This is a genomic window from Streptomyces sp. NPDC046349 (genome assembly GCF_055587885.1).
Genome location: NZ_JBVJFK010000012.1, coordinates 58,713 through 78,540, shown reverse-complemented (window position 1 = coordinate 78,540; position 19,828 = coordinate 58,713). Strand labels below are relative to the sequence as shown.

The 19,828-nt window shown below is 74.9% G+C and carries 16 protein-coding genes and 1 tRNA gene; 12 read left to right on the top strand and 5 right to left on the bottom strand.

From position 1 onward, the window contains the following. The 3 genes from ACZ6JS_RS27085 to ACZ6JS_RS27075 form a co-directional block, all read left to right on the top strand. The coding region (locus ACZ6JS_RS27085) for a hypothetical protein (protein ID WP_469301701.1) at window positions 1-257 on the top strand (257 nt) is incomplete at its 5' end. 492 nt (window positions 258-749) lie between these two features. Then, window positions 750-1,814, top strand: coding sequence for a hypothetical protein (locus tag ACZ6JS_RS27080; RefSeq protein WP_469301700.1), 1,065 nt, complete (start codon window positions 750-752; stop codon window positions 1,812-1,814). A gap of 127 nt (window positions 1,815-1,941) precedes the next feature. Continuing rightward, the gene (locus ACZ6JS_RS27075; RefSeq protein ID WP_469301698.1) at window positions 1,942-2,685 is read left to right on the top strand and encodes a CPCC family cysteine-rich protein; all 744 of its coding nucleotides are present in this window, start codon (window positions 1,942-1,944) and stop codon (window positions 2,683-2,685) included. 196 nt (window positions 2,686-2,881) lie between these two features. Here the strand turns inward: ACZ6JS_RS27075 and ACZ6JS_RS27070 are convergent, their stop codons facing one another. Then, window positions 2,882-4,513, bottom strand: a complete 1,632-nt coding sequence (locus ACZ6JS_RS27070; RefSeq protein WP_469301697.1) for an alpha/beta fold hydrolase — start codon at window positions 4,511-4,513, stop codon at window positions 2,882-2,884. A gap of 231 nt (window positions 4,514-4,744) precedes the next feature. Between ACZ6JS_RS27070 and ACZ6JS_RS27065 the strand changes: the two genes are divergently transcribed. The 8 genes from ACZ6JS_RS27065 to ACZ6JS_RS27030 all read left to right on the top strand — a co-directional run bounded on the left by ACZ6JS_RS27065 (window position 4,745) and on the right by ACZ6JS_RS27030 (window position 15,632). Next, entirely contained in the window at window positions 4,745-5,947 is a 1,203-nt protein-coding gene (locus tag ACZ6JS_RS27065; RefSeq protein WP_469301695.1) for a serine hydrolase domain-containing protein, read from the top strand. A gap of 92 nt (window positions 5,948-6,039) precedes the next feature. Continuing rightward, window positions 6,040-6,876, top strand: coding sequence for a YqjF family protein (locus ACZ6JS_RS27060; RefSeq protein WP_469301694.1), 837 nt, complete (start codon window positions 6,040-6,042; stop codon window positions 6,874-6,876). Between the two features lie 548 nt (window positions 6,877-7,424). Then, the gene (locus tag ACZ6JS_RS27055; RefSeq protein WP_469301692.1) at window positions 7,425-7,967 is read left to right on the top strand and encodes a hypothetical protein; all 543 of its coding nucleotides are present in this window, start codon (window positions 7,425-7,427) and stop codon (window positions 7,965-7,967) included. A 629-nt stretch (window positions 7,968-8,596) separates the two neighbouring features. Beyond that, window positions 8,597-10,033 carry an SWIM zinc finger family protein gene (locus ACZ6JS_RS27050; protein ID WP_469301690.1) on the top strand — a complete coding sequence of 479 codons (1,437 nt, stop codon included), beginning with the start codon at window positions 8,597-8,599 and terminating at the stop codon, window positions 10,031-10,033. Then, entirely contained in the window at window positions 10,030-12,708 is a 2,679-nt protein-coding gene (locus ACZ6JS_RS27045; protein WP_469301689.1) for a DUF6493 family protein, read from the top strand. Before ACZ6JS_RS27050 ends, ACZ6JS_RS27045 begins: the two co-directional genes overlap by 4 nt. A gap of 423 nt (window positions 12,709-13,131) precedes the next feature. Next, complete coding sequence (locus ACZ6JS_RS27040; protein ID WP_469301687.1) at window positions 13,132-13,446, top strand: hypothetical protein; 315 nt, start codon at window positions 13,132-13,134, stop codon at window positions 13,444-13,446. 5 nt (window positions 13,447-13,451) lie between these two features. Then, window positions 13,452-14,276 carry a MerR family transcriptional regulator gene (locus tag ACZ6JS_RS27035; RefSeq protein ID WP_469301685.1) on the top strand — a complete coding sequence of 275 codons (825 nt, stop codon included), beginning with the start codon at window positions 13,452-13,454 and terminating at the stop codon, window positions 14,274-14,276. A gap of 900 nt (window positions 14,277-15,176) precedes the next feature. Then, entirely contained in the window at window positions 15,177-15,632 is a 456-nt protein-coding gene (locus ACZ6JS_RS27030; protein ID WP_469301682.1) for a hypothetical protein, read from the top strand. A 117-nt stretch (window positions 15,633-15,749) separates the two neighbouring features. On the opposite strand, the gene ACZ6JS_RS27025 is transcribed toward ACZ6JS_RS27030, so the two are convergent. Then, window positions 15,750-15,824, bottom strand: a tRNA-Trp gene (locus ACZ6JS_RS27025). 31 nt (window positions 15,825-15,855) lie between these two features. Then, entirely contained in the window at window positions 15,856-16,764 is a 909-nt protein-coding gene (gene puuE, locus ACZ6JS_RS27020) for an allantoinase PuuE (protein WP_469301681.1), read from the bottom strand. 589 nt (window positions 16,765-17,353) lie between these two features. On the opposite strand from puuE, the gene ACZ6JS_RS27015 reads away from it, so the two are divergent. Beyond that, a complete protein-coding gene (locus ACZ6JS_RS27015; RefSeq protein ID WP_469301679.1) occupies window positions 17,354-17,758 on the top strand; it encodes an aggregation-promoting factor C-terminal-like domain-containing protein in 405 nt (134 codons plus the stop codon). 149 nt (window positions 17,759-17,907) lie between these two features. Here ACZ6JS_RS27015 and ACZ6JS_RS27010 read toward each other — a convergent pair whose 3' ends face one another. Together ACZ6JS_RS27010 and ACZ6JS_RS27005 are read right to left on the bottom strand one after the other, a co-directional pair. After that, window positions 17,908-18,648: a ferritin-like domain-containing protein gene (locus ACZ6JS_RS27010; RefSeq protein WP_469301677.1), complete on the bottom strand. Its 741-nt coding sequence runs from the start codon at window positions 18,646-18,648 to the stop codon at window positions 17,908-17,910. A gap of 124 nt (window positions 18,649-18,772) precedes the next feature. Beyond that, entirely contained in the window at window positions 18,773-19,768 is a 996-nt protein-coding gene (locus tag ACZ6JS_RS27005) for a DUF4344 domain-containing metallopeptidase (protein ID WP_469301675.1), read from the bottom strand. Between the last annotated feature and the right edge of the window lie 60 nt (window positions 19,769-19,828).

Here is a 19,828-nt window from a genome sequence, read left to right as displayed (position 1 = left end):
GTGGCGGGTCCGGGAACACCCAGGGTGGTACGCAGGGTGGCGGGTCCGGGAACACCCAGGGTGGTACGCAGGGTGGCGGGTCCGGGAACACCCAGGGCGGTACGCAGGGCGGCGGCTCCGGGAACACCCAGGGCGGTACGCAGGGCGGCGGCTCCGGGAACACCCAGGGCGGTACGCAGGGTGGCGGCTCGGGCAACACCCAGGGTGGTACGCAGGGTGGCGGCTCCGGCAACACCCAGGGTGGAACCCAGGGCTGACCAAACAGGCCGATCAGCGCATCACCTCGCAGGGGCTCCCTCTGCGAGGCGATGCCGTCCCCTTCAGCCGTTGCCACCCCGACCACCTCGGGGCGGCAACGGCTCGACCCGTGCCGTCCCAAGCCCCGCCGCGACCGGAACCCGAAAGAGGGGACTGTTCCTCTCCCCAGCCCACCCGCCCCGCGCCCTCACCCGGCCCCACGCCCCGAGGAAACACCGACGAACGCGGCGGCCGGTCCACCCCGCAAGGGCAGCGGCACAGACCCGCCACAGGTCTCTAAAACCCGCCGCCACCAGCCCCCATTGACCGCCCACCCGGATCTGAATTTGTCAAGCCCCGAATCTCCGTCGCTTTCTTCCCACGCCCGCAAACGGCAATCTGGAGACAGATAAACCGCTCGGCCATCAGACGGAACTGAGAAAGCAGACAAGCCGAATCCCCGGCTCGTGAGAATCTCGGAAATCCGGGTCGACCATTCAAGGGAGATTTAAATGTCGAGGAAGAAGCACGTCGCCAACATTGCCGGTCTGTCCTGTGCCACCGCGATACTCGCCGGCACGGCGGGAGTGGCATTCGCTTCCCAGGCTTCCGCAGTTCCGACCGCAGCCCCTGCGGCGGTATGCAGCCTGAAGAACGGGGAGATCCGCGGCAACGGCTTCGTCCTCAAGCAGACCTACGACGTCAAGCGCGACGGGAAGACCATCGCCCGCGTCGCAGCCGGACCGAAGGGCGACATCCGGGTCGGAATCACCGGCGGCGGTCCGGTCTCCGTGGGCACCGTCCGGTGCGCGCCGACGGGCCCCGCCTCGGTCTCCACGAAGACCGACGTGGCAGCGGCAACGGCACGAGGCACGGCAGCCGCCCAGCAGGCGGCGCGCGGCGGAGCTTCCCAGGCGCAGGCAGCCGCCATTGGTCGGAAGGCAGCGGCTTCGGAAGCGAAGAAGCTCGGACTGGCGCCCTCTGTGGTGAACCAGGTGACGAACAACGTGACGAACATTGTCAACAACACGATCATCGGCGGCTCGAACAACACCATCGGCGGCACCCAGATCGGCAACGGCAACACCCAGGGCGGTACGCAGGGCGCCGGCAACGGCAACACCCAGGGCGGAACCCAGGGTGCCGGCAACGGCAACACCCAGGGCGGCACCCAGGGCGGCGGGTCCGGGAACACCCAGGGTGGAACCCAGGGTGGCGGCTCGGGCAACACTCAGGGCGGTACGCAGGGTGGCGGCTCGGGCAACACCCAGGGCGGAACCCAGGGTGGCGGGTCCGGGAACACCCAGGGTGGTACGCAGGGTGGCGGGTCCGGGAACACCCAGGGCGGCACCCAGGGGGGCGGGTCCGGTAACACTCAGGGCGGTACGCAGGGCGGCGGCTCCGGGAACACCCAGGGTGGTACGCAGGGTGGCGGGTCCGGGAACACCCAGGGCGGCACCCAGGGCGGCGGGTCCGGGAACACCCAGGGCGGCACCCAGGGCGGCGGCTCGGGCAACACCCAGGGTGGTACGCAGGGTGGCGGCTCCGGCAACACCCAGGGCGGAACCCAGGGCTGACCGGCAGCCAGCAGTCGGCGATGAGCGGTCGTGCGGCACCTCGCAGAGGCAATCTCTGCGAGGTGCCGCCGCATGTCCGGCGCTGGCTCGCGCCGCCGCCCGTTACGGCACCGTGCAGACTGGCCCGGTGGACACCCGTCGCCCATGCCCCTGTTGTGGTCATCTCGTCTTCGACACCGAAGACGGGTGGCCCGGCTCCTACGCCGTCTGCCCGGTCTGCTGCTGGCAGGACGACCCCGAGCAGTTCCGCCGGCCGTTCCTGCCGGGCGGTGAAAACCGGGTGTCGCTCGTCGAGGCCCAGCTCAACTTCCGCGCGTACGGGGCCTGTGATCAACGGGGCAGGCGGTTCGCGCGGCCCGCGGCGGACGACGAACCCCTGGACGCGGCCTGGCGTCCCATCGACCCCGACACCGACTTCTTCGAGGACTCCGGGGACACGGGGTACCGGCCCTGGCCCGACGACGGGGCGGTCCTGTGCTGGTGGCTCCCCACGTTCTGGGGCGTCCCCGAGGACCCCGCACACGATCCCGCCCGACCTGTGGTCATCGACGTCGGCCCGGTCCGCAGCGAGCGCGACCTCCACAAGGCCCTCAAGCGGGAACTCGGCTTCCCTGCGTTCTACGGCATGAACTGGGACGCGTTCTGGGATGCGATCACCGGCCTCGTCGCCATGCCCGCACACCTGCGGTTCACCGGCTGGGCCGAGCTGGAGCGGCGGGAACCGCGGGCCGCGGCCGTGCTCCGCGAGCAGCTGGAGCAGTACGCGGAGTCGGCCGCGGACTTCACCGTCGTCTACGACTGCCAGCGCGGCACACCCCACGAGCCGCCCTACGAGCCGTCCCACGAGCCGTCCCACGAGCCCGCCCTATGAGCCCCCGGTGGGCGCCGGCAGGCGGTGAGCCGGTGTCCTGCATGCCGGCGGGTGTCGGCCGGGCGGCCCCGGGTAGGTGACCGGTGCGGGGTGCGGTCCTGGCCCTCATGGCTGCGACGGGGACCGCACCCCGCCCGGCCCCCACCCCACCCCCGCCCTCACCCTTGTCCCGGCTCCGTCCTGCCCGCCCGGGTGCTCAGCGCAGTACGGGGATCACATCGCGCGTCTCGTCGACCTCGAGGCCCGGCGTGCGCCGCCCGACCGGTTCCGGGGGTGCCTCGTCCGTGCAGACGGTGCCCGGCGCGGGCAGTGCCAGCGTCGAGAGGTAGCCGGTGGCCAGGGCGCTGACACACGCGCTGCGGTTGTAGGCGGTGTGCCCCTCGGCGGCGAAGGTCAGCAGCCGGCCGTTCTCCAGCGTCCCGGCGAGGGACACGGCGTCCTGGTAGGGGGTGTCGGGATCCCCGGTCGTCCCCAGCACCAGGATCGGGGCGGAACCCGCCGCCCGGTAGGAGCCCCCGTAGCGGCTCGGCCGGTCCGCCTGCCACTGCACGCACGCCGGCGCGTGGTTGTGGTCGTAGGCGGGCGGCCCGAGACCGACCGGGGGGCCCAGCAGCGGAGCCGACGCGGCGTGCGCGCCGACCAGCGCGCCCAGCAGCAGCCGGCCGGCCGGGTAGACGCGGTCGGCGCACTCGACGGCCGTGTTCACCGTCAGGAAGTCGAAGGACGCCGGCGACGGCGGGGACAGCAGGAACGAGGCCTGGCGGGCCTGCGCCGCCCGCAGCGCCTCGCCCAGATAGGGCCAGATCTCCTTGCCCGCGTTGATGTTGAACATCAGACGGTAGGCCAGGGTGTAGCCGGTGGCCGGACGTCCGCTCGCGGTGATGACCGGGTCGGCGTCCAGCACCCGCTTCAGCTCGGCGAGGGCCTGGCGCGGTCGGCCCCCGCCGAACCCGCAGACGGCCGCGTTGCCCGCGCACCAGTCCAGGAACCGGCCGACCGCCGCGTCCAGCGCGGCGAACTGCGCGGCGTCGGAGGCGTAGGGCACCTCCGCGTACAGGCGCGGGTCGTAGGCCCCGTCCAGGACCATCGCCCGCACCCGCCGCGGGAACTGCGCCGCGTACACGGTGCCGACGTAGCTGCCGAAGGAACGGCCGTAGAAGGACAGCGTCTCCTCGCCCAGGGCCTGGCGCAGCAGGTCGATGTCCCGGGCGTTGTAGCCGGTGCCGAGGAACGGCACGAGGGAGCCGGAGCGCTGCCGGCAGGCGGCCGCGAAGTCGGCGCCCAGTCCGACGGCGCCGCGCACGGCCCCCGGGCCGGGCACGCCGCGCGCGGCGTCGACGGCGGCCGCGTACTGCTTGTCGTCCCAGCACTCCACCTGGCCGCTGCGCGCCACCCCCCGCATGTCGTAGCCGACGACGTCGAAGGAGTCGCGCAGCGCGGCGGGCAGCGCGGCGTGGCTGGTGCGGGCGAAGTCCACACCGGAGTTGCCCGGCCCGCCCGGGTGCAGCAGCAGCACCCCGGTGCGGCGGGCCGGGTCGGCCGCGGGCCGCCGGGTGACGGCGAGGGGGATCGTGGGGCCGCCCGGCCGGCGGTGGTCCAGCGGTACGCGGGCGGTCGCACACTCGAAGCCGTCCCGCGGGCCGGCACAGGGGCCCCAGGACAGGCCGGGCACGGGCGGGGCGGCGGCTTCGGGCCGGGACACCGCGGCCGCGGGCGCCGTGGCGGCGGCCCGGGGCGCGGCCCCCGTCAGTGCGGTGAGCGCGGTCAGGACCAGGGCCGTCGCCCCCGCCACGCGCCCGCGCGGGGCGACGGCGCAACAGGTCTGCATGCTGCGAACCTCCATGACGGGCGTCGCGAACGGCCGCAAACCTAGCCGCCCGCCCCGCGCCCGTCGTCCCACCAGGAGTTGATGCCGCCTTGCACCCAGCAGGTGAGGCACGGGGGCTGCGCTCAACCCTCGACCGGCCGGCGGCGGTCCTTCCCGGCGGGCGGACCCCACCGGTTCCCGGGGAAAGCCGCAGCAGTCCCAGCGAGCACCCAGACCGCCAAGGAGCACGGCATGACGTTACGCACGACCGCTACGGCCGCACGGGTCGCCCTGGTGGGCCTGGCGGCGGCCGCGATGGCGGCCACCGCCCTCACCGCCCCCGCCCGGGCCTCCCAGGACCCCGCCGGCAAGGACTTTGCGACGGCCCGGCACGCGGCGACCCGGCGCGCCATGGACGCCGACGTCCAGGCCGGCATCCCCGGCATCACGGCCCAGGCACGCGACGCCCGCGGCGTCTGGAAGGCGGCCTCCGGCGTCGGCGACCTGACCACCGCCACCCCCCGCGGCACCGACGACCGGTTCCGGATCGGCAGCATCACCAAGACCTTCGTGGCCACCGTCCTGCTCCAGATGGAAGCGGAAGGCAAACTAGGCCTCGACGACACCGTCGAGCGCCATCTGCCGGGCCTGGTGAGGGGCAACGGCAACGACGGCGGCACGATCACCGTGCGCCGGCTCCTCAACCACACCTCCGGCCTCTTCGACTACCTCGCCGACGAGGAGTACCTGCGGACGTACCTGCTCGGCGACGGCTACCTGCGGCACCGCTACGACACCCTGCCGCCCGCCCGGCACGTGCAGGTGGCCCTCTCCCACCCGCCGCTGTTCCCTCCCGGCGCCCGCTTCTCGTACTCCAACACCAACTACGTCCTGGCCGGGCTGATCATCGAGAAGGCGGGCGGACGGACCTACGAGGCCGAGGTCCGCGACCGCATCATCAGGCCCCTGGGCCTCAAAGCCACCACCAACCCCGGCAACAGCATCCACATCCCCCGCCCCAGCAGCCGCGCCTACTCCAAACTGTTCGCACACGACCTGGACCGGATCGACGACGTCACCGAGATGAACGGCTCCCAGGGCTGGGCCGACGGCGACATCATCTCCACCGCCGGCGACCTGAACCGCTTCTACCGCGCCCTGATGCGCGGCGAACTCCTCGCCCCGCGGCAACTGGCCGCCATGAAGACCACGGTGGAGAACCCCGACCGCCCCGGCATGGCCTACGGGCTCGGCATCACCCGGATGCGCACGAGCTGCGGCACCACGCTGTGGGGCCACGGCGGAGGCATGGTCGGCTCGACCTCCCTGGCCGTCACCACCGACAACGGCGGCCACCAGCTCGCCTACAACCGCAACGGCGACTGGAGCACCGCGGCGGCCCCGGACGCCATCATGGAAGCCGAGTACTGCCCCGCCCCCGCCCCTGCCTCCTGAGCCGTACGCGGTCGCCCCCGCCGCCGGCGCCCGGCCGCGGCGGGGACAACCGCAGCCCGACACCCCCGGCCCCCTGCGGGATACTGACGTTGATGCCGCCCACGCCGCCCACGCCGCCCCCCGAGCCCCCGGATCCCCCAGGGGCCCCCGCGCCTGCCCCGCCCGCCGTGCCTGCCCCGGCCGCCGTGCCGGTGGAGGCGGTATCGGCCGATCCGCCCCGCCCCGCCGGCCCGCACAGGCACCTGCTCACCCAGTCCTGGCTCGACCTGACCTTCCTGCACTGGCCCGCCGACCCCGCCGACGTCGCCCCGCTGCTCCCGGCCGGCACCAGCCCGGACACCCTCGACGGCCTCACCTACATCGGCCTCGTCGCGTTCCGCATGCACCGCGTCGGCTGGCTGCGCCTCCCCGGCATCCCCTACCTGGGCTCCTTCCCCGAGACCAACGTCCGCCTCTACTCCGTCGACGCCCACGGCCGCCGCGGCGTGGTCTTCCGCTCCCTCGACGCCTCCCGGCTCCTCCCGGTCCTCACCGCCCGCACCGCCTTCCGCCTCCCGTACGTGTGGTCACGCATGTCGGTCCGCCGCGACGGCCCCACCCTCACCTACACCAGCAGCCGGCGCTGGCCCGGACCCCGCGGCGCGCACAGCACGCTCACCGTGCGGACCGGTGAACCCATCGCGGAGCCGACCGCCCTCGAACACTTCCTGACCGCCCGCTGGGCCATGCACAGCGACTTCCGCGGCCGGCTGCTGTACCTGCCCAACAGCCACCCGCGCTGGCCGCTGCACCGCGCCGAACTCCTCGGCTGCGACGAGGACCTGATGGCCGCCGCCGGCCTGCCCGCGCCCGCCGGCCCGCCCGTGAGCGTGCTGTACTCCCCGGGAGTCCCCGTACGGTTCACCCGCCCGCCCCGCCGGCCGAACTGACCGCGCCGGCCCCGGCCGTGCCCCGCCCGCCCCGCCGGCCGAACTGACCGCGCCGGCCCCGGCCGTGCCCCGCCCGCCCCGCCGGCCCGGCGGGGGCCGCCGTAGCCTCCGCCGCACGGGGGACCGCGCGGTCCCCCCAGGTGCGTGGCCGTGGCAGAGCGGCCCCTTGCGATCCCGGCCACCCGGAGGTCCCCGGAGCCGGGACCGGCGGCCGGACGCCGGACCTGGCCTGCGGTCTGGCGGGTTCGAATCCCCTCGGTCCCGCGCCCGAACGCGGCCGCCCCGCCCCGCCCCCGTTCCTGTCCGGCGGACGGCCGGACGGGTACGCGCCATTGACAGAGCCCGCGGGCACGTGCGAAAAAGACCGAAGACCCCAGGTCCGAGGCCGCGCGATGTCCGTTTCTCCGCTGCCCGGCGCCGCAGCCGCAGACGCCGCCCGGGACGACAACCCGCGGGGTCCACCACCCCGCCGCGATCGGCACCGCGTCGGTGCGGCCGACCGCGACCGACCACCCGGAACACGACGATCGGACCCCGACTTGACCCTCATGCCCGGATCCCGCGTGCCCGGCCGGACCTGGACGGTCCGGCTCACCGGCCACGCCGATCACAGCGCCTCCGTCACCTGCAGCACCGAAGCCTGCCGCATGCCGCCCCGTTCGAAGGACACCGCGGCCCTGAAGCGGTTCGCCGCCGAACACGTCCGGGCCCACGCCCGGCTGGCCACCGTCCGCCCCGACACCGCCTGCGCCTGCCGGGCCGCGCAGTGCTCGCTCCACGAGGCCCGCACCCAGTGCACCGGCTCCACCCTCCTGGTCCTGGTCCACAACCCGGCCGTGGGACAGGTCTGGACGCTCGCCGAGATCTGCCAGTCCTGCGCGCCGCTCATCGCGCACACCGCCGTCCTCGGCCGGTCCCAGCCCCAGGGCCGTCAGGCCCCGCCCACGGCCCCGGTCCCCGCACCCGCCACCGCACCGGCGGCCGTCCCCGTGCCCGTCGCGGGCGGGTTCTCCTCACCGCAGGCCGCCCCGGAGGCCCCCGCCGCCCGCCGCCGCCCGCACCGCCCCGCCCGCCCGCGCCGGACCCCCTGACCGCGCCGCCCCCACACCCCACCCACGTGCGGTTGTCGTCGGTGACATCGGCCAGGGCGGCGCCGGCGGTCGCCGCACGGGGCCGGGCAGCGCGGCGAAAGCGGCAGCCAGGGACGCAAGAGCGGAAGCCCGGCGGCCCGCCGGCGGCCGATCCACTCCATCACGCCGACCGCGCGGCGCCCGTCGGGCTGTTCGTCCCACTCCCGCTCGGCGAGGGTGGCGCGCACCTCGGGGGTGATGCGCAGGCGGTGGATCGGATGGAGCTTGCGCGGCGGTGTGGGCCCGCGGCCGGGGGACGCGCCGGCCGACCACCCACAGCAGGTCACCGCCCTCGGCCAGGCCGACGTCCAGGCCGAGTTCCTCGCCGAGCCCGGCGTCGGCGCAGGGGCACAGGTGAGCCCTCGCCGTCCTCCACGTCCCGCCGGGCGGACCGTGGTGGGTGCGACCCGCGCGATCGCGGCGGATGAGCGTGACCTCCTCGCCGCAGAACACCAGGACCGCGACACGGATCTTGATGCGGGAGAACGGGACCGCCGGCGCCGGGGGAGCGGACGTCATGACGGCCCCCGCCCCACACCGCAACTGACAGACCGTCAGCGTTGTCGGTGGTCGCCCCTACGTTTGCGCCCATGAGCCGATCCATCCAGGCACTCGCCTACGCACGCCCGTCCGCCCTCACCACCGAAGGCGGCACCGGCCTCCTCGGACTGGAGACCTCCGGCGGGCTGACCCCGGTGGGCCGCGAAGCCCACCCGCAGTTCTTCGCCGGGTTCCTGAGCTCGCCCCAGGCCGCCGCCCGGGGCCTGCTCGCCGTCGCGGACGTCGCCGCCGCCCGCTACCACCAGCGCACCCTGCGCGCCTCCCTCGACCCGGTCGTCACAGCCGGCGGCGACCGGCTGCGCTTCGAGTCCTTCTCCGGCTGCTGCGGGGTCTACGCCCGGCTCGACGTACTCCCCGAAGGCCTCGACGGCGCCGACACCGGCCACGGCACCACCAACGTCGACGTCAACAACCCGCTGCGCGAAGCCCTGTCCCGGCTCAGCGGCGACGAACCCCTCCACCTGCGGGTCGGCCCCGACGAACTGGCCGTCACCACCCTGGACGGACCCGTGGTGGAGAAGAAGGTCCCGCTGCCCGACCGCTGGCTGCGCGGCTTCGCCGAATCCCAGGTCATCACCGCCGCCTTCGACCTGCGCGCCGAACTGTCCGCGGCCGAGGCCGTACGCTTCCTGCGCTCCCTCCCGCGCACCACCCCCACCGGCTCCGGCAGCCGGGCACCCCTGTGGGTGGTCCCCGCCGGCCGCACCCTGCGCCCCACCACCCGCCCCGTCCCCGGCGCCGTCTGCCTGCCCGGCCCCGAACGCCTCACCGCCCTTCAGCGGGTGCTGCGGCACGCCACCGCACTGCGCGTGTACGGGCCCGCCGGACACGACGGCGCCGCCACCGCCGCCGCCTGGGAGATCGCCATGCCCGGCATGCGCCTGACCCTCACCCTGTCCCCGGACGCCGGCCGCGGATTCTCCGGCGAGGGCGCCGTCCTGGAGGCCCTGGCCGGCGACGAGGCCGCCGCCGACGCCGACCTGGTGTCCGTGCTGCTCTCCTGGGAGCCGCGCATCGACATCGCCGACCTCGCCGCCCAGAGCGCGCTGAGCCCGCAGCGCGTGCGGGCCGCCCTCACCCGCCTCGGCACCGCCGGCCGCGTCGGCTACGACGCCGCGGACGCCGCCTACTTCCACCGCGAACTGCCCTACGACGCCCACCGCGCCGAAGCCCGCAACCCCCGCCTCACCGCCGCCCGCGCCCTCCTCACCGACGGCGCGGTCCACCTCCACACCCCCGCCGCCGCAGGAACGGGCACCGCGACCGTCCGCTCCGGCGAGCGCCACTACCAGGTCCGCGAGGCCGCAGGCGGCGTCCTGAGCTGCACCTGCCAGTGGTGGGCCGACTACCGAGGCCGCCGCGGCCCCTGCAAACACGCCCTCGCCGTCCGCATGGCCCGCCGCACCCCGACCACCACCCCCTCCCTCACCACCGCCACGACCGCTGCCGCCGGAGACACCCGATGAACACCCTCCTCGACGCCGTCCGCACCGGCCGCTGCGACCAGGTCACCACCCTGATCAGCCCCCTCACCGACAGCGCACGCCGCGCCCTTTTGCCCGAACTGACCGCCCTGCGGCGCGAGATACGCGGCTGGGACTGGAGCCGGCGCTGGGACGCCGAGCCCACCCTGCACGCCCTGCACCTCGCCGGAGCCGCCTGCCACACCGGCCCGGCCGCCGCCGCCTCCTGGATCGCCGCCCGCGACCTGCGCGACGGCCGCCCCCGCGACACCACCCCGCTGGCCGCGCTCCTCGCCGCCCGCGAACCCGCCTGGCGCGCCGACGTCGCCCACCGCCTCGCCGCCCGCACCGCCACCGTCGAAGACGACTACCCCCTCATCCGCGCCCTCCTGAAAGACACCGGCGCCCCCGCCCCCACCACCGACGGCTTCGTCCACGCCTGGGCCCGGGCCACCACCACCAGCACCGACACCACCACAGGACGCCCCCGCCCCCGCCCCCTGCGGGCCGCCCTGCGCGAGGACCCCTACACAGCCGACCTCGTACCCCGCCTGTTCGAAACCACCGAACCCGCCCCCTCCCTCACCTGGTACGACGACCCCAACGCCCCAGGCCGCTGGCCCGCCGAACTCGCCCACCTGGCCGCCGAAGGCACCGTGCCGCGCCGAATCCTCCTCACCGCCACCGTCAACCGCCTCCTGCGCGGCGGCCGCACCGCCCACCTCGCCTTCTACACCGACCTCCTCGACGTCCTCACCCTCACCACCGACGAACGCGCCGAGCACACCGCGGACTGGATCGCCCTGGCCGCCGACGCCCCCTCACCCACCGCCGGCCGCGCCCAGCAGACCCTCACCGCCCTCTTCGAGGCCGGCCGGCTCCCCGCCGACCGCCTCGCCGAGATGTCCGCCGCCGTCCTCTTCCGCCCCGAGAAGAAACTCGTCCGCGCCCAACTCGTCCTGCTCGGCAAAGCCCTGCGCCGCCACCCCGAGGACCGCCACACCCTGCTGCCCGCCGCCGCCGCCGCCTTCGGCCACCCCGACACCGCCCTGCAGGACAAGGCCCTCACCCTCGTCGCCACCCACCTGCGCCCCCACGACGACGCCCTGCGCGCCGACCTCGCCTTCGAGGCCGGACAACTCGGCCCCGCCCTGCGGCGCACGGCCGCCGCCCTGCTCGGCGCCATCGCCGACCCCGCCGGCACCGGCCCCGACGCCTACGAGGAGACCCTCCCGGCCGCCCCCGAACGCCGCCCCCTCGCCACCGGCGGCCAATCCGTCGCCGAGACCGTCGAACTCGTCGCCGCCCTCGCCAAGAGCAGCACACCGACCGCCGAGGAGACCGAGACCGCCCTCGACCTCCTGGTCCGCCACGCCCACCAGGACCGCTCCGCCCTGGCCGCCGCACTGCTCCCGGCCCTCGCCGACCGCCACTGGGCACGCGAGGGGGCCGGCCACACCGACCCCGGCCACCTCCGCGCCCCCGAACTCCTCGCCGCCGCCGTCCTCGGCCGCCTCGACTCCGCCGACCTCTCACCCCGGCGCCCCGTCCACGGCAGAGGCCCGGGACACAACTGCATCCACGACGCCCTCCACCGCGTCACCGCCGCCCGGGCCCGGGAAGCCGCCCTCCGCGTGCTCACCGACCCCCTCCCGTTCCTGCTGGCCACCCCCACCTGGGACTGCGGCACCCTGGAACCCCAGGACCTCATCTCCCGCCTGACCGCATACGGCCGCGGCGGCACCACCCCCGCACCCGCCGACTTCGCCCAGGCCCTGCTGCGCGTACGGCGCGACCCCAGCGCCGCCGCCGCGGCCGCCGCCCTCGCCACCCCCGAAGGACGGCGCCTGGCCGCCTGGCTCACCGCCGACGGCGAACCGGCACCCCCCACCCGCCACGTCACCGACCAGGACCGCGGCCTGCGCAACTGGTGGGGCGGCGAACGCCTGACCGTGCGCCGCATCGTCCTGGACATCCCCGAACACCCGGTCATCCAGAAGGAGTTCCCCGCCGTCTTCCACCCGCTGGGCCGCCCCCGCACCGGGACACCGCACTGCTGGCACTGGCGCGGCGAGGAACGCGCACACCTCGCAATCCTGCCGCAGGACCGCGAGACCCAGGCCGTGTGGCTGCTGCCCCACCTGACCGAATGCGCCATCGGCGAGGACCGCGGCGCCGGCGAAGTCCTCTCCCGGCTCGCCGAACTGGGCGGCCCCGCCGGCCCCGCACTGCACCTCGCCGTGGCCACCGCACTCGGAGCCCGCCACACCCAGGACCGCCTCGCCGCCGTCGACGCACTCCTGGTCCTGGCCGCACGCGGCGAACTGGACACCGCCCTCCTCGGCCGCGACCTGGCCGAACTGCTGCGCCTGGGCACCGTCAAACCCAACCGGCTGGCCGACGCGGCCCGCACGGCCGCGGCCACCGGAGCGTACGCGACGACCTGGGCGTTCCTGGCCGGTGCCCTGCCCGCCGTCCTCGCCGACGGCCCGGCCCGCGGCGCGGGCGAACTCCTCGCCGTGGCCGCCGACTGCGTGGAGCACTGCGGAGCCGGCGGCCCCCTGCCCGAGGGCCTGGCCCCGGCCGCCGCCCGCAAGGGCACCTCCCAACTGGCCACCCAGGCACGCCGCCTCCAAACGGCCCTCCGAACGGCCCTCCAATCGGCCGCCGCCGGATAGGCGCGCACCCGCCTCAACGCCCGCCCCGCCCACCGAAGCCGCCGAAAACCCCCGGCCCCGGTGAGCGCGGCGCGCACCCGGCCGCCGGCCCGGAGACGACCCGGCCGCATGCGCCCGACGCCCGCCCCGGCAGGAGTTCCCTTCCACGGACGCCAACGAGACCAGGCCGCTCCCGGCCCGGGCCTGGGCCGCCGGCCCCGCGGCACGGGGCCGCCCCTGCCGGCGCAGCCGCCCCCAGCCCTGTTCCCGCGCCGCGCGCACGGCGGGGCGAGGTCGCGTGCGGGGCGGGGCGGGCGGAGCCCCGTCAGGCGGGCCCGGCCGGCCGCGGCGTCCATGCTTGCGGCCCCGTCCCGCCCGGCGCATCCCCCGCCCCGGGCCGGGCCCCGGCACGTGCCGGGCGGGAGGCGGTGCGATCCTGCACCGGTGGACCTCGACGACGCACACCGGCGGAGCCCGGCACCCGGTTTCCCGGCCCTCCTCGCCGCCGGCATCCCCGACCGGCAGGCCTGCCGGGGCGGACACCGGCCCACCGTGCAAACCACCGCCCAAGAGGCCGAGGTCGCCTGCAGCATCGCCGAAGCCCTCACCGGCCGCACGGCCTTCACCCCCGGACACCCGCCCGCCCTGCCGCACCACCGGCCCCGGCCCCGGCCGCTGCCGCGCCTACCGGCCCGAACCCCGGCGGCGACCGCTGGGCTCGCCCCGTTGACCCTGACCCTGGGGAAGAGGGGAGCGTAGCGGCCATGGAGGAAGAAGCACTGCTCAGCATCGGCGCGTTCGCCCGCCGGGCACGGCTGTCGCACAAGGCCCTGCGGCTCTACGACCGCCACGGCCTGCTGCCGCCCGACCACGTCGACGCCGTCACCGGCTACCGGTACTACCGGGAGAGCCGGCTCGCCGCCGCCCGCCTGATCGTGCGGCTGCGCGGGCTGGACATGCCGCTGGCCGACGTCGGCGCGGTCCTGGCCGCCCCCGCCCCGGAGGCGGCCCGGCTGGTGGCCGAGTACTGGCACGGCGTCGAGCTCCGCCACGCGGCGCAGCGCGAGCTGGCGGCGCACCTCCGTATCCACCTGCTCGGAGACGAAGGGACCACGGACATGTACGAGATCCAGGAGCGCGAGGTGCCGCAGCAGCTGGTCCTCACGGAACAGCGGCACATCACCCCGGAGGAGCTGCCCCACTGGATCCCCGCCGCCCTGGCCCGGCTGGCCCAGGCGGCACAGGCGCACGGCGGCTTCTTCGGCCACCCGTTCGTCGTCTACCACGGAGAGGTCAACGAGGACAGCGACGGCCCCGTGGAGCTCTGCGTCCCGGTGGACCCGGCCCGCGCCGGCCGCCTCCCGGCGGCCTCCCGCACCGAACCGGCCCACACCCAGGCCTACACCCGCCTCACCAAGGCGCAGACGGCCTACCCGCAGATCCTCTCCGCGTACGACGCGGTCCACGCCTGGGCACAGCGCGAGGCCCGCACCACGGGGGCGGCGCCCCGCGAGGTCTACTTCGCGGACTGGTCCCGGATCGGCCCGACCGACCCGGCCTGCGACATCGCCGTCCCCCTGGCCGACTGACCACCCCGCCCCCCGGCGCACGGCGCCGTATGCCGGACGCAGGCGCTTCCCGCGTCGTACCCACGCGCCGCAGCGCCGCGCCGGCCGGCTGGTCCGGCCGGCCCGGCCTGCCGCGCTTCCCGCGTCCACCGGATCCTGCGGGGAGGAACCGGGCAGGCAGCGCCTCCGGCCCGGTGCCGGTCGCGGGACCACGCCCCCCGCCCGCCGGTACGGCCGCCCCGGCCCCGTACAGGGGCAGCCACAGCGTCGTCGTGGAGCCAGGCGCGCGGCGACGGCCTTCTCCCGCCGGCTCTCCTGCGCGTACACCGCGGCCCGCGTGCGGATGGCCTCGTACCGGCCGATGTCCTCGCAGGCGCCGCGGGTGCCCGGCATCGGGAACAGCCACTCCCGGCGCTGCGGCACGGGGGCCGCCGCGATCGCCGTGCCCAGTCCGACGACCAGCGCGTACGCGACCAGCGCACGCATGTACGCCGTGCGGATGCCGGGCCGCCGGACCGGCCGCACCCGCAAGGCGAAGACCACCGCGAAGAGCGTCACGCCGATGGAGGTGGCGAACCACTGCCAGGAGCCCTGGGCGAGCGGGAACGTCGGCACGGCGGCGAGCCCGATGCCGATGACCCGGCCTGCCCGGCGGCGGGCCGCTCCTGCAGGGTCGCCAGGCATCGCCACCAGCATCCGCCGCACGCCGCCGCGGGCCCCGCGCCATGCCGGGGGCGGGCCGACGGGGACGGACGGGCCCCGGATGGGGGAGCCGCGCCGCCTGTCACGCGCCTGTGACAGTCGGCGGACAGCTTCATGAAGTCGGGGAGCCAGTCTTTTAACCAGAGAACAAACCGGACATTTCGCACCAGGTTCTCTGGATCCGATCTCCCCCCCCGCCTCTCATCTGGAGTCACTCTCATGTTCCGTACCACCTCCCGGAAGCAGCGTTTCGCGATGTACGCCGTCTCGGCCGCGATCGTCGGAGGCGGTGTGCTGGTTCCCACCAGCGCTTTCGCCGCCCCGGCAACGGCCGGCACGACCTCGGTCGCTGCCCCCGCGAAGAGCGGTCACGAGAGCAAGAACGAGAGCAAGAAGGAGAAGCGGGAGCACAAGAAGCACGGCAAGAACAACAAGCACGGCAAGAACAAGAAGCACCACGGCAAGAAGAACAAGGTCCGCGACGTGGAGAACATGCCGGGCTGCAAGTTCTACCAGGGCAAGGTCTACTGCGAGCACAAGCCCGACAAGCCCGCCCCGGCCCCCAAGCCGGCCCCGAAGCCCGACACCAACCCGGCCCCCAAGCCCGCCCCGAACGCGGACCCGTCCGTCCTGGACAAGGAGAACCCCGACAAGGTCAAGACCCCCGCGGCGTAGCCGCCCCCGCTCGTCCGGAAGGTCACTGCCGACCAGCCCGCCCGGCCCCTGCAGGCACCCTCCACCGGGGTCTGCGGGGGCTCCGCGGCGGCGCGGGACGGCAGCGGGCGCAGTGGACGGGGCCGGCCGGATTCGAACCGGCGTCCTCACGGTTTTGGAGACCGCGCGCGACGACCTCTGCGCTACGGCCCCGCCCGCCCGGCATCCTAAGGCCCCCCACTGCTCAGCCCGCGGGCGGGTGCGTGGCCAGCCAGTGCCGTGCGATCTCCTCCCGCGTGGCCACCCAGGCCCCGCCCCGCCGCGCGACGTGTGTGAGGAACCCGTCGAGCGCGCGGATCCGCCCGGGCCGCCCGATGATCCGGCAGTGCATGCCGACGCTCATCATGCGCGGCCGGTCCGCACCCTCGGCGCGGAGCGTCTCGAAGGTGTCGACGAGGTAGGCGAGCATGTCGTCCGCGGTCGTGAAGCCGTGGACGATCAGGAACTTGAAGTCGTTCGCGTCGAGGCTGTACGGCACCACCAGGTGCGGGCGGCCGCCCGCCTCGACGTAGAACGGAAGGTCGTCCGAGTAGTCGTCGCTGTCGTAGAGGAAACCGCCCTCCCCGGCGACCAGCCGCCGCGTGTTCGCACTGGTCCGGCCGGTGTACCAGCCCACCGGCCGGCGCCCGACGAGCCGCCCGATCACCCCGGCCGTACGTGCGATGTCGGCCCGCTCGACGTCCTCGGGCACGTGCCGGTAGTCGATCCAGCGCCAGCCGTGGCCCGCCACTTCCCAGCCGGCGGCGCCCATCGCGCGCGCCGCGTCGGGATTGCGCTCCAGGGCCTGCCCCACGGCGTGGACGGTCAGCGGCGCACCGTGCGCGGCCAGGGTGCGGTGGACGCGCCAGAAACCGGCGCGCGAGCCGTAGGCGAACATCGACTCCACGTTCAGGTCCCGCCCGCCCGTCACGGGCGGCGCACCCACGATCTCGTGGAGGTACCCCTCCGAGGCGGGGTCGCCCTCCAGGACGTTCTGCTCCCCGCCCTCCTCGTAGTTCAGCACGAGGCTGACGGCGACGCGGGCACCCCCCGGCCACGCCGCACGCGGCGGCTCGGCGCCGTACCCGGCGAGGTCACGCTGCTGCTCGGACACGGCCCGCACCCTACCGCCGCAGCCCCGCCCACCGCCGCGCACACGCGTCCGGTCCGGAGCTGCTGTGCGCAGCGCGCCCCTCGGGCCGTCGCGGCTCGCCGGCCGCCGCGTGGCGGCGCCCGCGGCCGGGCCCGGCGCCACCCGCTCCGGGCCGGGCAGGGAAGACAGCCCCGGGCCGCTCATTTCCTTCGAATTCATAGCAATACGGACATCTGTCCCGCTTCTCGAAGGGGTACATCCGGTGACAGTCGGTGAGATTCGGGCGCCCGGCGGGTGACTCGCCCCATAGGACTCACGTCACACACGAAGCGTGATAGTAGATCCCCCAGGCCCTGCTGCGGCCCCTTCCACCCGGCTCCCACCTGCGCGAACCCCCTCCCGCCCACCCCGGGGCCCGCGGTCCCCGACTGCGAAGCCCCCTAGTAATGGCGGTCGTTGCCAGGGGGGTGGGGCGTCTGTAGAACTGGATGAGTCGCCGGGCGGCACGGGTCCTCACCCGCCGCCGACGAACCCCTCTCCACCGCGTGAGTGGCTCACGCATGCCCCAGGCATGCCGCGACCGCCCTTGTCCCCTGTGGAAGGTATCTCCGTGTCCAACACCGTCATCCGCCGCATCGCCGCCTCCAAGAAGACCCTCATGGGTTCCGTCCTCGCCCTGGGCGTCGCCGGTTCCATGCTCGCCGCGGTGCCCGCCCAGGCGGCCCCGACGAGCGCCAAGGCGATCGCCCAGCAGATGATCAAGGACCCGGCGCAGTTCGCGGCGTTCAACAACATCGTTTCCCGCGAGAGCGGCTGGAACCACACCGCCACGAACGCCTCCTCCGGCGCGTACGGCCTGGTCCAGGCCCTGCCGGCCTCGAAGATGGCCTCCGCGGGTGCCGACTGGAAGACCAACCCGGCCACCCAGATCAAGTGGGGCCTGGACTACATGAACGAGCGCTACGGCAGCCCCGTCGGCGCCTGGAACTTCTGGCAGACCCACCACTGGTACTGAGCCGCCAGCGGGCAGCCCACGCACACCGAAGACGCCCGGCCGGGACCTCCCGGCCGGGCGTCTTTCGTGTACGCCCGGCCAGGCGCAGCCCCCCGCGGGCCGCGCAGGCCGACACATCGCCCCGCGGGCGCCGACGCGGACGGCGAGGCTCACACCCGCGCGGCCGCCCCCGCCGGTGCGGGGACCGGGCCCGCCGACATCGCGCGCGCCATCCACGCGGAGGAGCGCAGGGCCTGCGCGACGAAGGCGCCGCGCCCTACCCCGCAGGCCCGCAGGGCCGGGCCGTGGTCCACCGCGACCAGCGTTGCGGCGCAGGCCAGCAGCCCGCGCCAGCCCGCCGTCACCGCCCGCCGGGCGGGCCGGGGCAGTAGGGCGAGCCCCTCGTGCAGGCGCAGGCAGTGGAAGGGGACGTGCCGCTCCTCGTCGGCGAGGATCCGGCCCGCGACCTCGCGGACCAGCGCATCGCCGGCACCGTCGCGCAGGGCCCCGTAGTACCCCAGGGCCACCACCTCGGCGATCATCAGCACCAGCAGCTCCACCCGCAGCCCGAGCAGCCGCCGCACCCGCACGAAGGCCGCGTCGCTCCAGTGCCCGTCCAGGGTTCCGGCCCCGCCGGCCTCCAGCAGCAGCCTCAGCATCCGCGCGTGGTTCTGCTCCTCCGCGATGAAGAGCCGCACCGCCTCGGAGTACACCGGATCACCCGCCAGATCGGCCTTGCCGCAGAGCGCGGAGCCGTCGCCGTCCTCGCCGACCTGGAACTTCTGGAGGCTGCGGACGAGTTCGCCCGGCAGCTGCGCGCCCCTGCCCCAGTCGGGGTCGCCCACGGCCGCCCGGCGCTCCCGCTCGGACTCGAACTCGCGCACCCATGCCCCGTACCCAGTTTTGATCATGTTCAAGAATCTAGCGACTGTTGAGCGTGTTCAAAAGCTCTGGAGTGTCATGGCTGCGTAACAGGGGAGAGGCCCGGCGGGCGGTGACGGACCGCCACAAGACGCCGCCCAAGCGCACACGGGCTCACTGACTGCTGCGGATCTCGTCGATCCGCTTCGCCAGGTCCCGCGTCTCCGCGACCAGCCGCGCCTGCGCCTTCTTCTGCTCCCCGTCACCCCCGGCCTTGAACGCCGAGCTGAAGTGCGGCTGGAGCTGGGTCCACCAGCCGTAGTCCAGCATCGCCCACGCCTGCGGGCACAGAGGAGCGCGGGTCCGGGGGAGATAACCGCTGTCGACCAGGGACCGCCGGTACTTCCTCGGGTCGCTGCCGTACAGGTAGCACAGGAAGTTGTAGGCCCGCTGCTGGGTTACCGGGTGGTCGCTGGACATGCCCTCCAGGGTCGGCCGGCCCTCCTTGCGGGCGATCGCGTCGAAGAGGACCGCGGCGGCCAGCGACGGCCCCGGCCCGACCTCGTCGACGGTGTAGAAGGACGCGAAGCCGTCGGCCGCGTCCTCCTCGAGGCCGAGGTTGGCCAGCGGGAACTGGCGCTGCAGCGCATGGCCCATCTCGTGGCCGAAGATGAACTCCGTCGACAGCACGGTCAGGTCGTCGGTGTTGTACTGCGACGCCGTCAACGGGGCCGGCCGCTCGACGGTCTTCACGACATCGGCGAAGGCCTTCTCGATCTCGGCCAGGAACGACGGCGGGACGAAGATCGTCCTGCCGTCGGGCTGGGTCACGGCGTCGGTGACGCCGCGCGGCACGTCGGAGGTGACCCTCACGACCAGGTCGTGCGGCAGGGTGAGCGTCCTGTTCACCCAGTCGGCCGTCCGCTCCAGCACACGGGAGTTCCGGATCAGCGCCACGACCTGCCGGTCCTGCGGCCCGACCGTACCGGTCTCGTAGACGACGCTGACCCGGCCCGAGCGCGCCGCCTGCGGGTGCGGCCCCGCCCCGGGCACCTGTCCGCCCTCGCGCGCCCCGCCGCCGCACCCCGCCACCGCGATTCCGGCGAGGGCCAGCACATGCCACAGCACGACGACGCGCGCCCTCTTCGAGCAACCCGTGGTGTCCGCCATCTGGTCCGCTCCCGTCACGTGCCCCCGCACCGATCCTCCGGCCGCCGGCGGCCGGGTGCC

Excerpts from the sequence above, each read along its gene's own strand:
- ACZ6JS_RS27035 (WP_469301685.1), top strand. The coding sequence starts at position 13,452 with ATGGAGGAAGAAGCACTGCTCAGCATCGGCGCGTTCGCCCGCCGGGCA.
- ACZ6JS_RS27030 (WP_469301682.1), top strand. The coding sequence starts at position 15,177 with ATGTTCCGTACCACCTCCCGGAAGCAGCGTTTCGCGATGTACGCCGTC.
- ACZ6JS_RS27080 (WP_469301700.1), top strand. The coding sequence starts at position 750 with ATGTCGAGGAAGAAGCACGTCGCCAACATTGCCGGTCTGTCCTGTGCC.
- ACZ6JS_RS27045 (WP_469301689.1), top strand. The coding sequence starts at position 10,030 with ATGAACACCCTCCTCGACGCCGTCCGCACCGGCCGCTGCGACCAGGTC.
- ACZ6JS_RS27010 (WP_469301677.1), bottom strand. The coding sequence starts at position 18,648 with ATGATCAAAACTGGGTACGGGGCATGGGTGCGCGAGTTCGAGTCCGAG.
- ACZ6JS_RS27070 (WP_469301697.1), bottom strand. The coding sequence starts at position 4,513 with ATGCAGACCTGTTGCGCCGTCGCCCCGCGCGGGCGCGTGGCGGGGGCG.
- ACZ6JS_RS27055 (WP_469301692.1), top strand. The coding sequence starts at position 7,425 with ATGCCCGGATCCCGCGTGCCCGGCCGGACCTGGACGGTCCGGCTCACC.
- ACZ6JS_RS27050 (WP_469301690.1), top strand. The coding sequence starts at position 8,597 with ATGAGCCGATCCATCCAGGCACTCGCCTACGCACGCCCGTCCGCCCTC.
- ACZ6JS_RS27060 (WP_469301694.1), top strand. The coding sequence starts at position 6,040 with ATGCCGCCCACGCCGCCCACGCCGCCCCCCGAGCCCCCGGATCCCCCA.
- ACZ6JS_RS27065 (WP_469301695.1), top strand. The coding sequence starts at position 4,745 with ATGACGTTACGCACGACCGCTACGGCCGCACGGGTCGCCCTGGTGGGC.
- ACZ6JS_RS27005 (WP_469301675.1), bottom strand. The coding sequence starts at position 19,768 with ATGGCGGACACCACGGGTTGCTCGAAGAGGGCGCGCGTCGTCGTGCTG.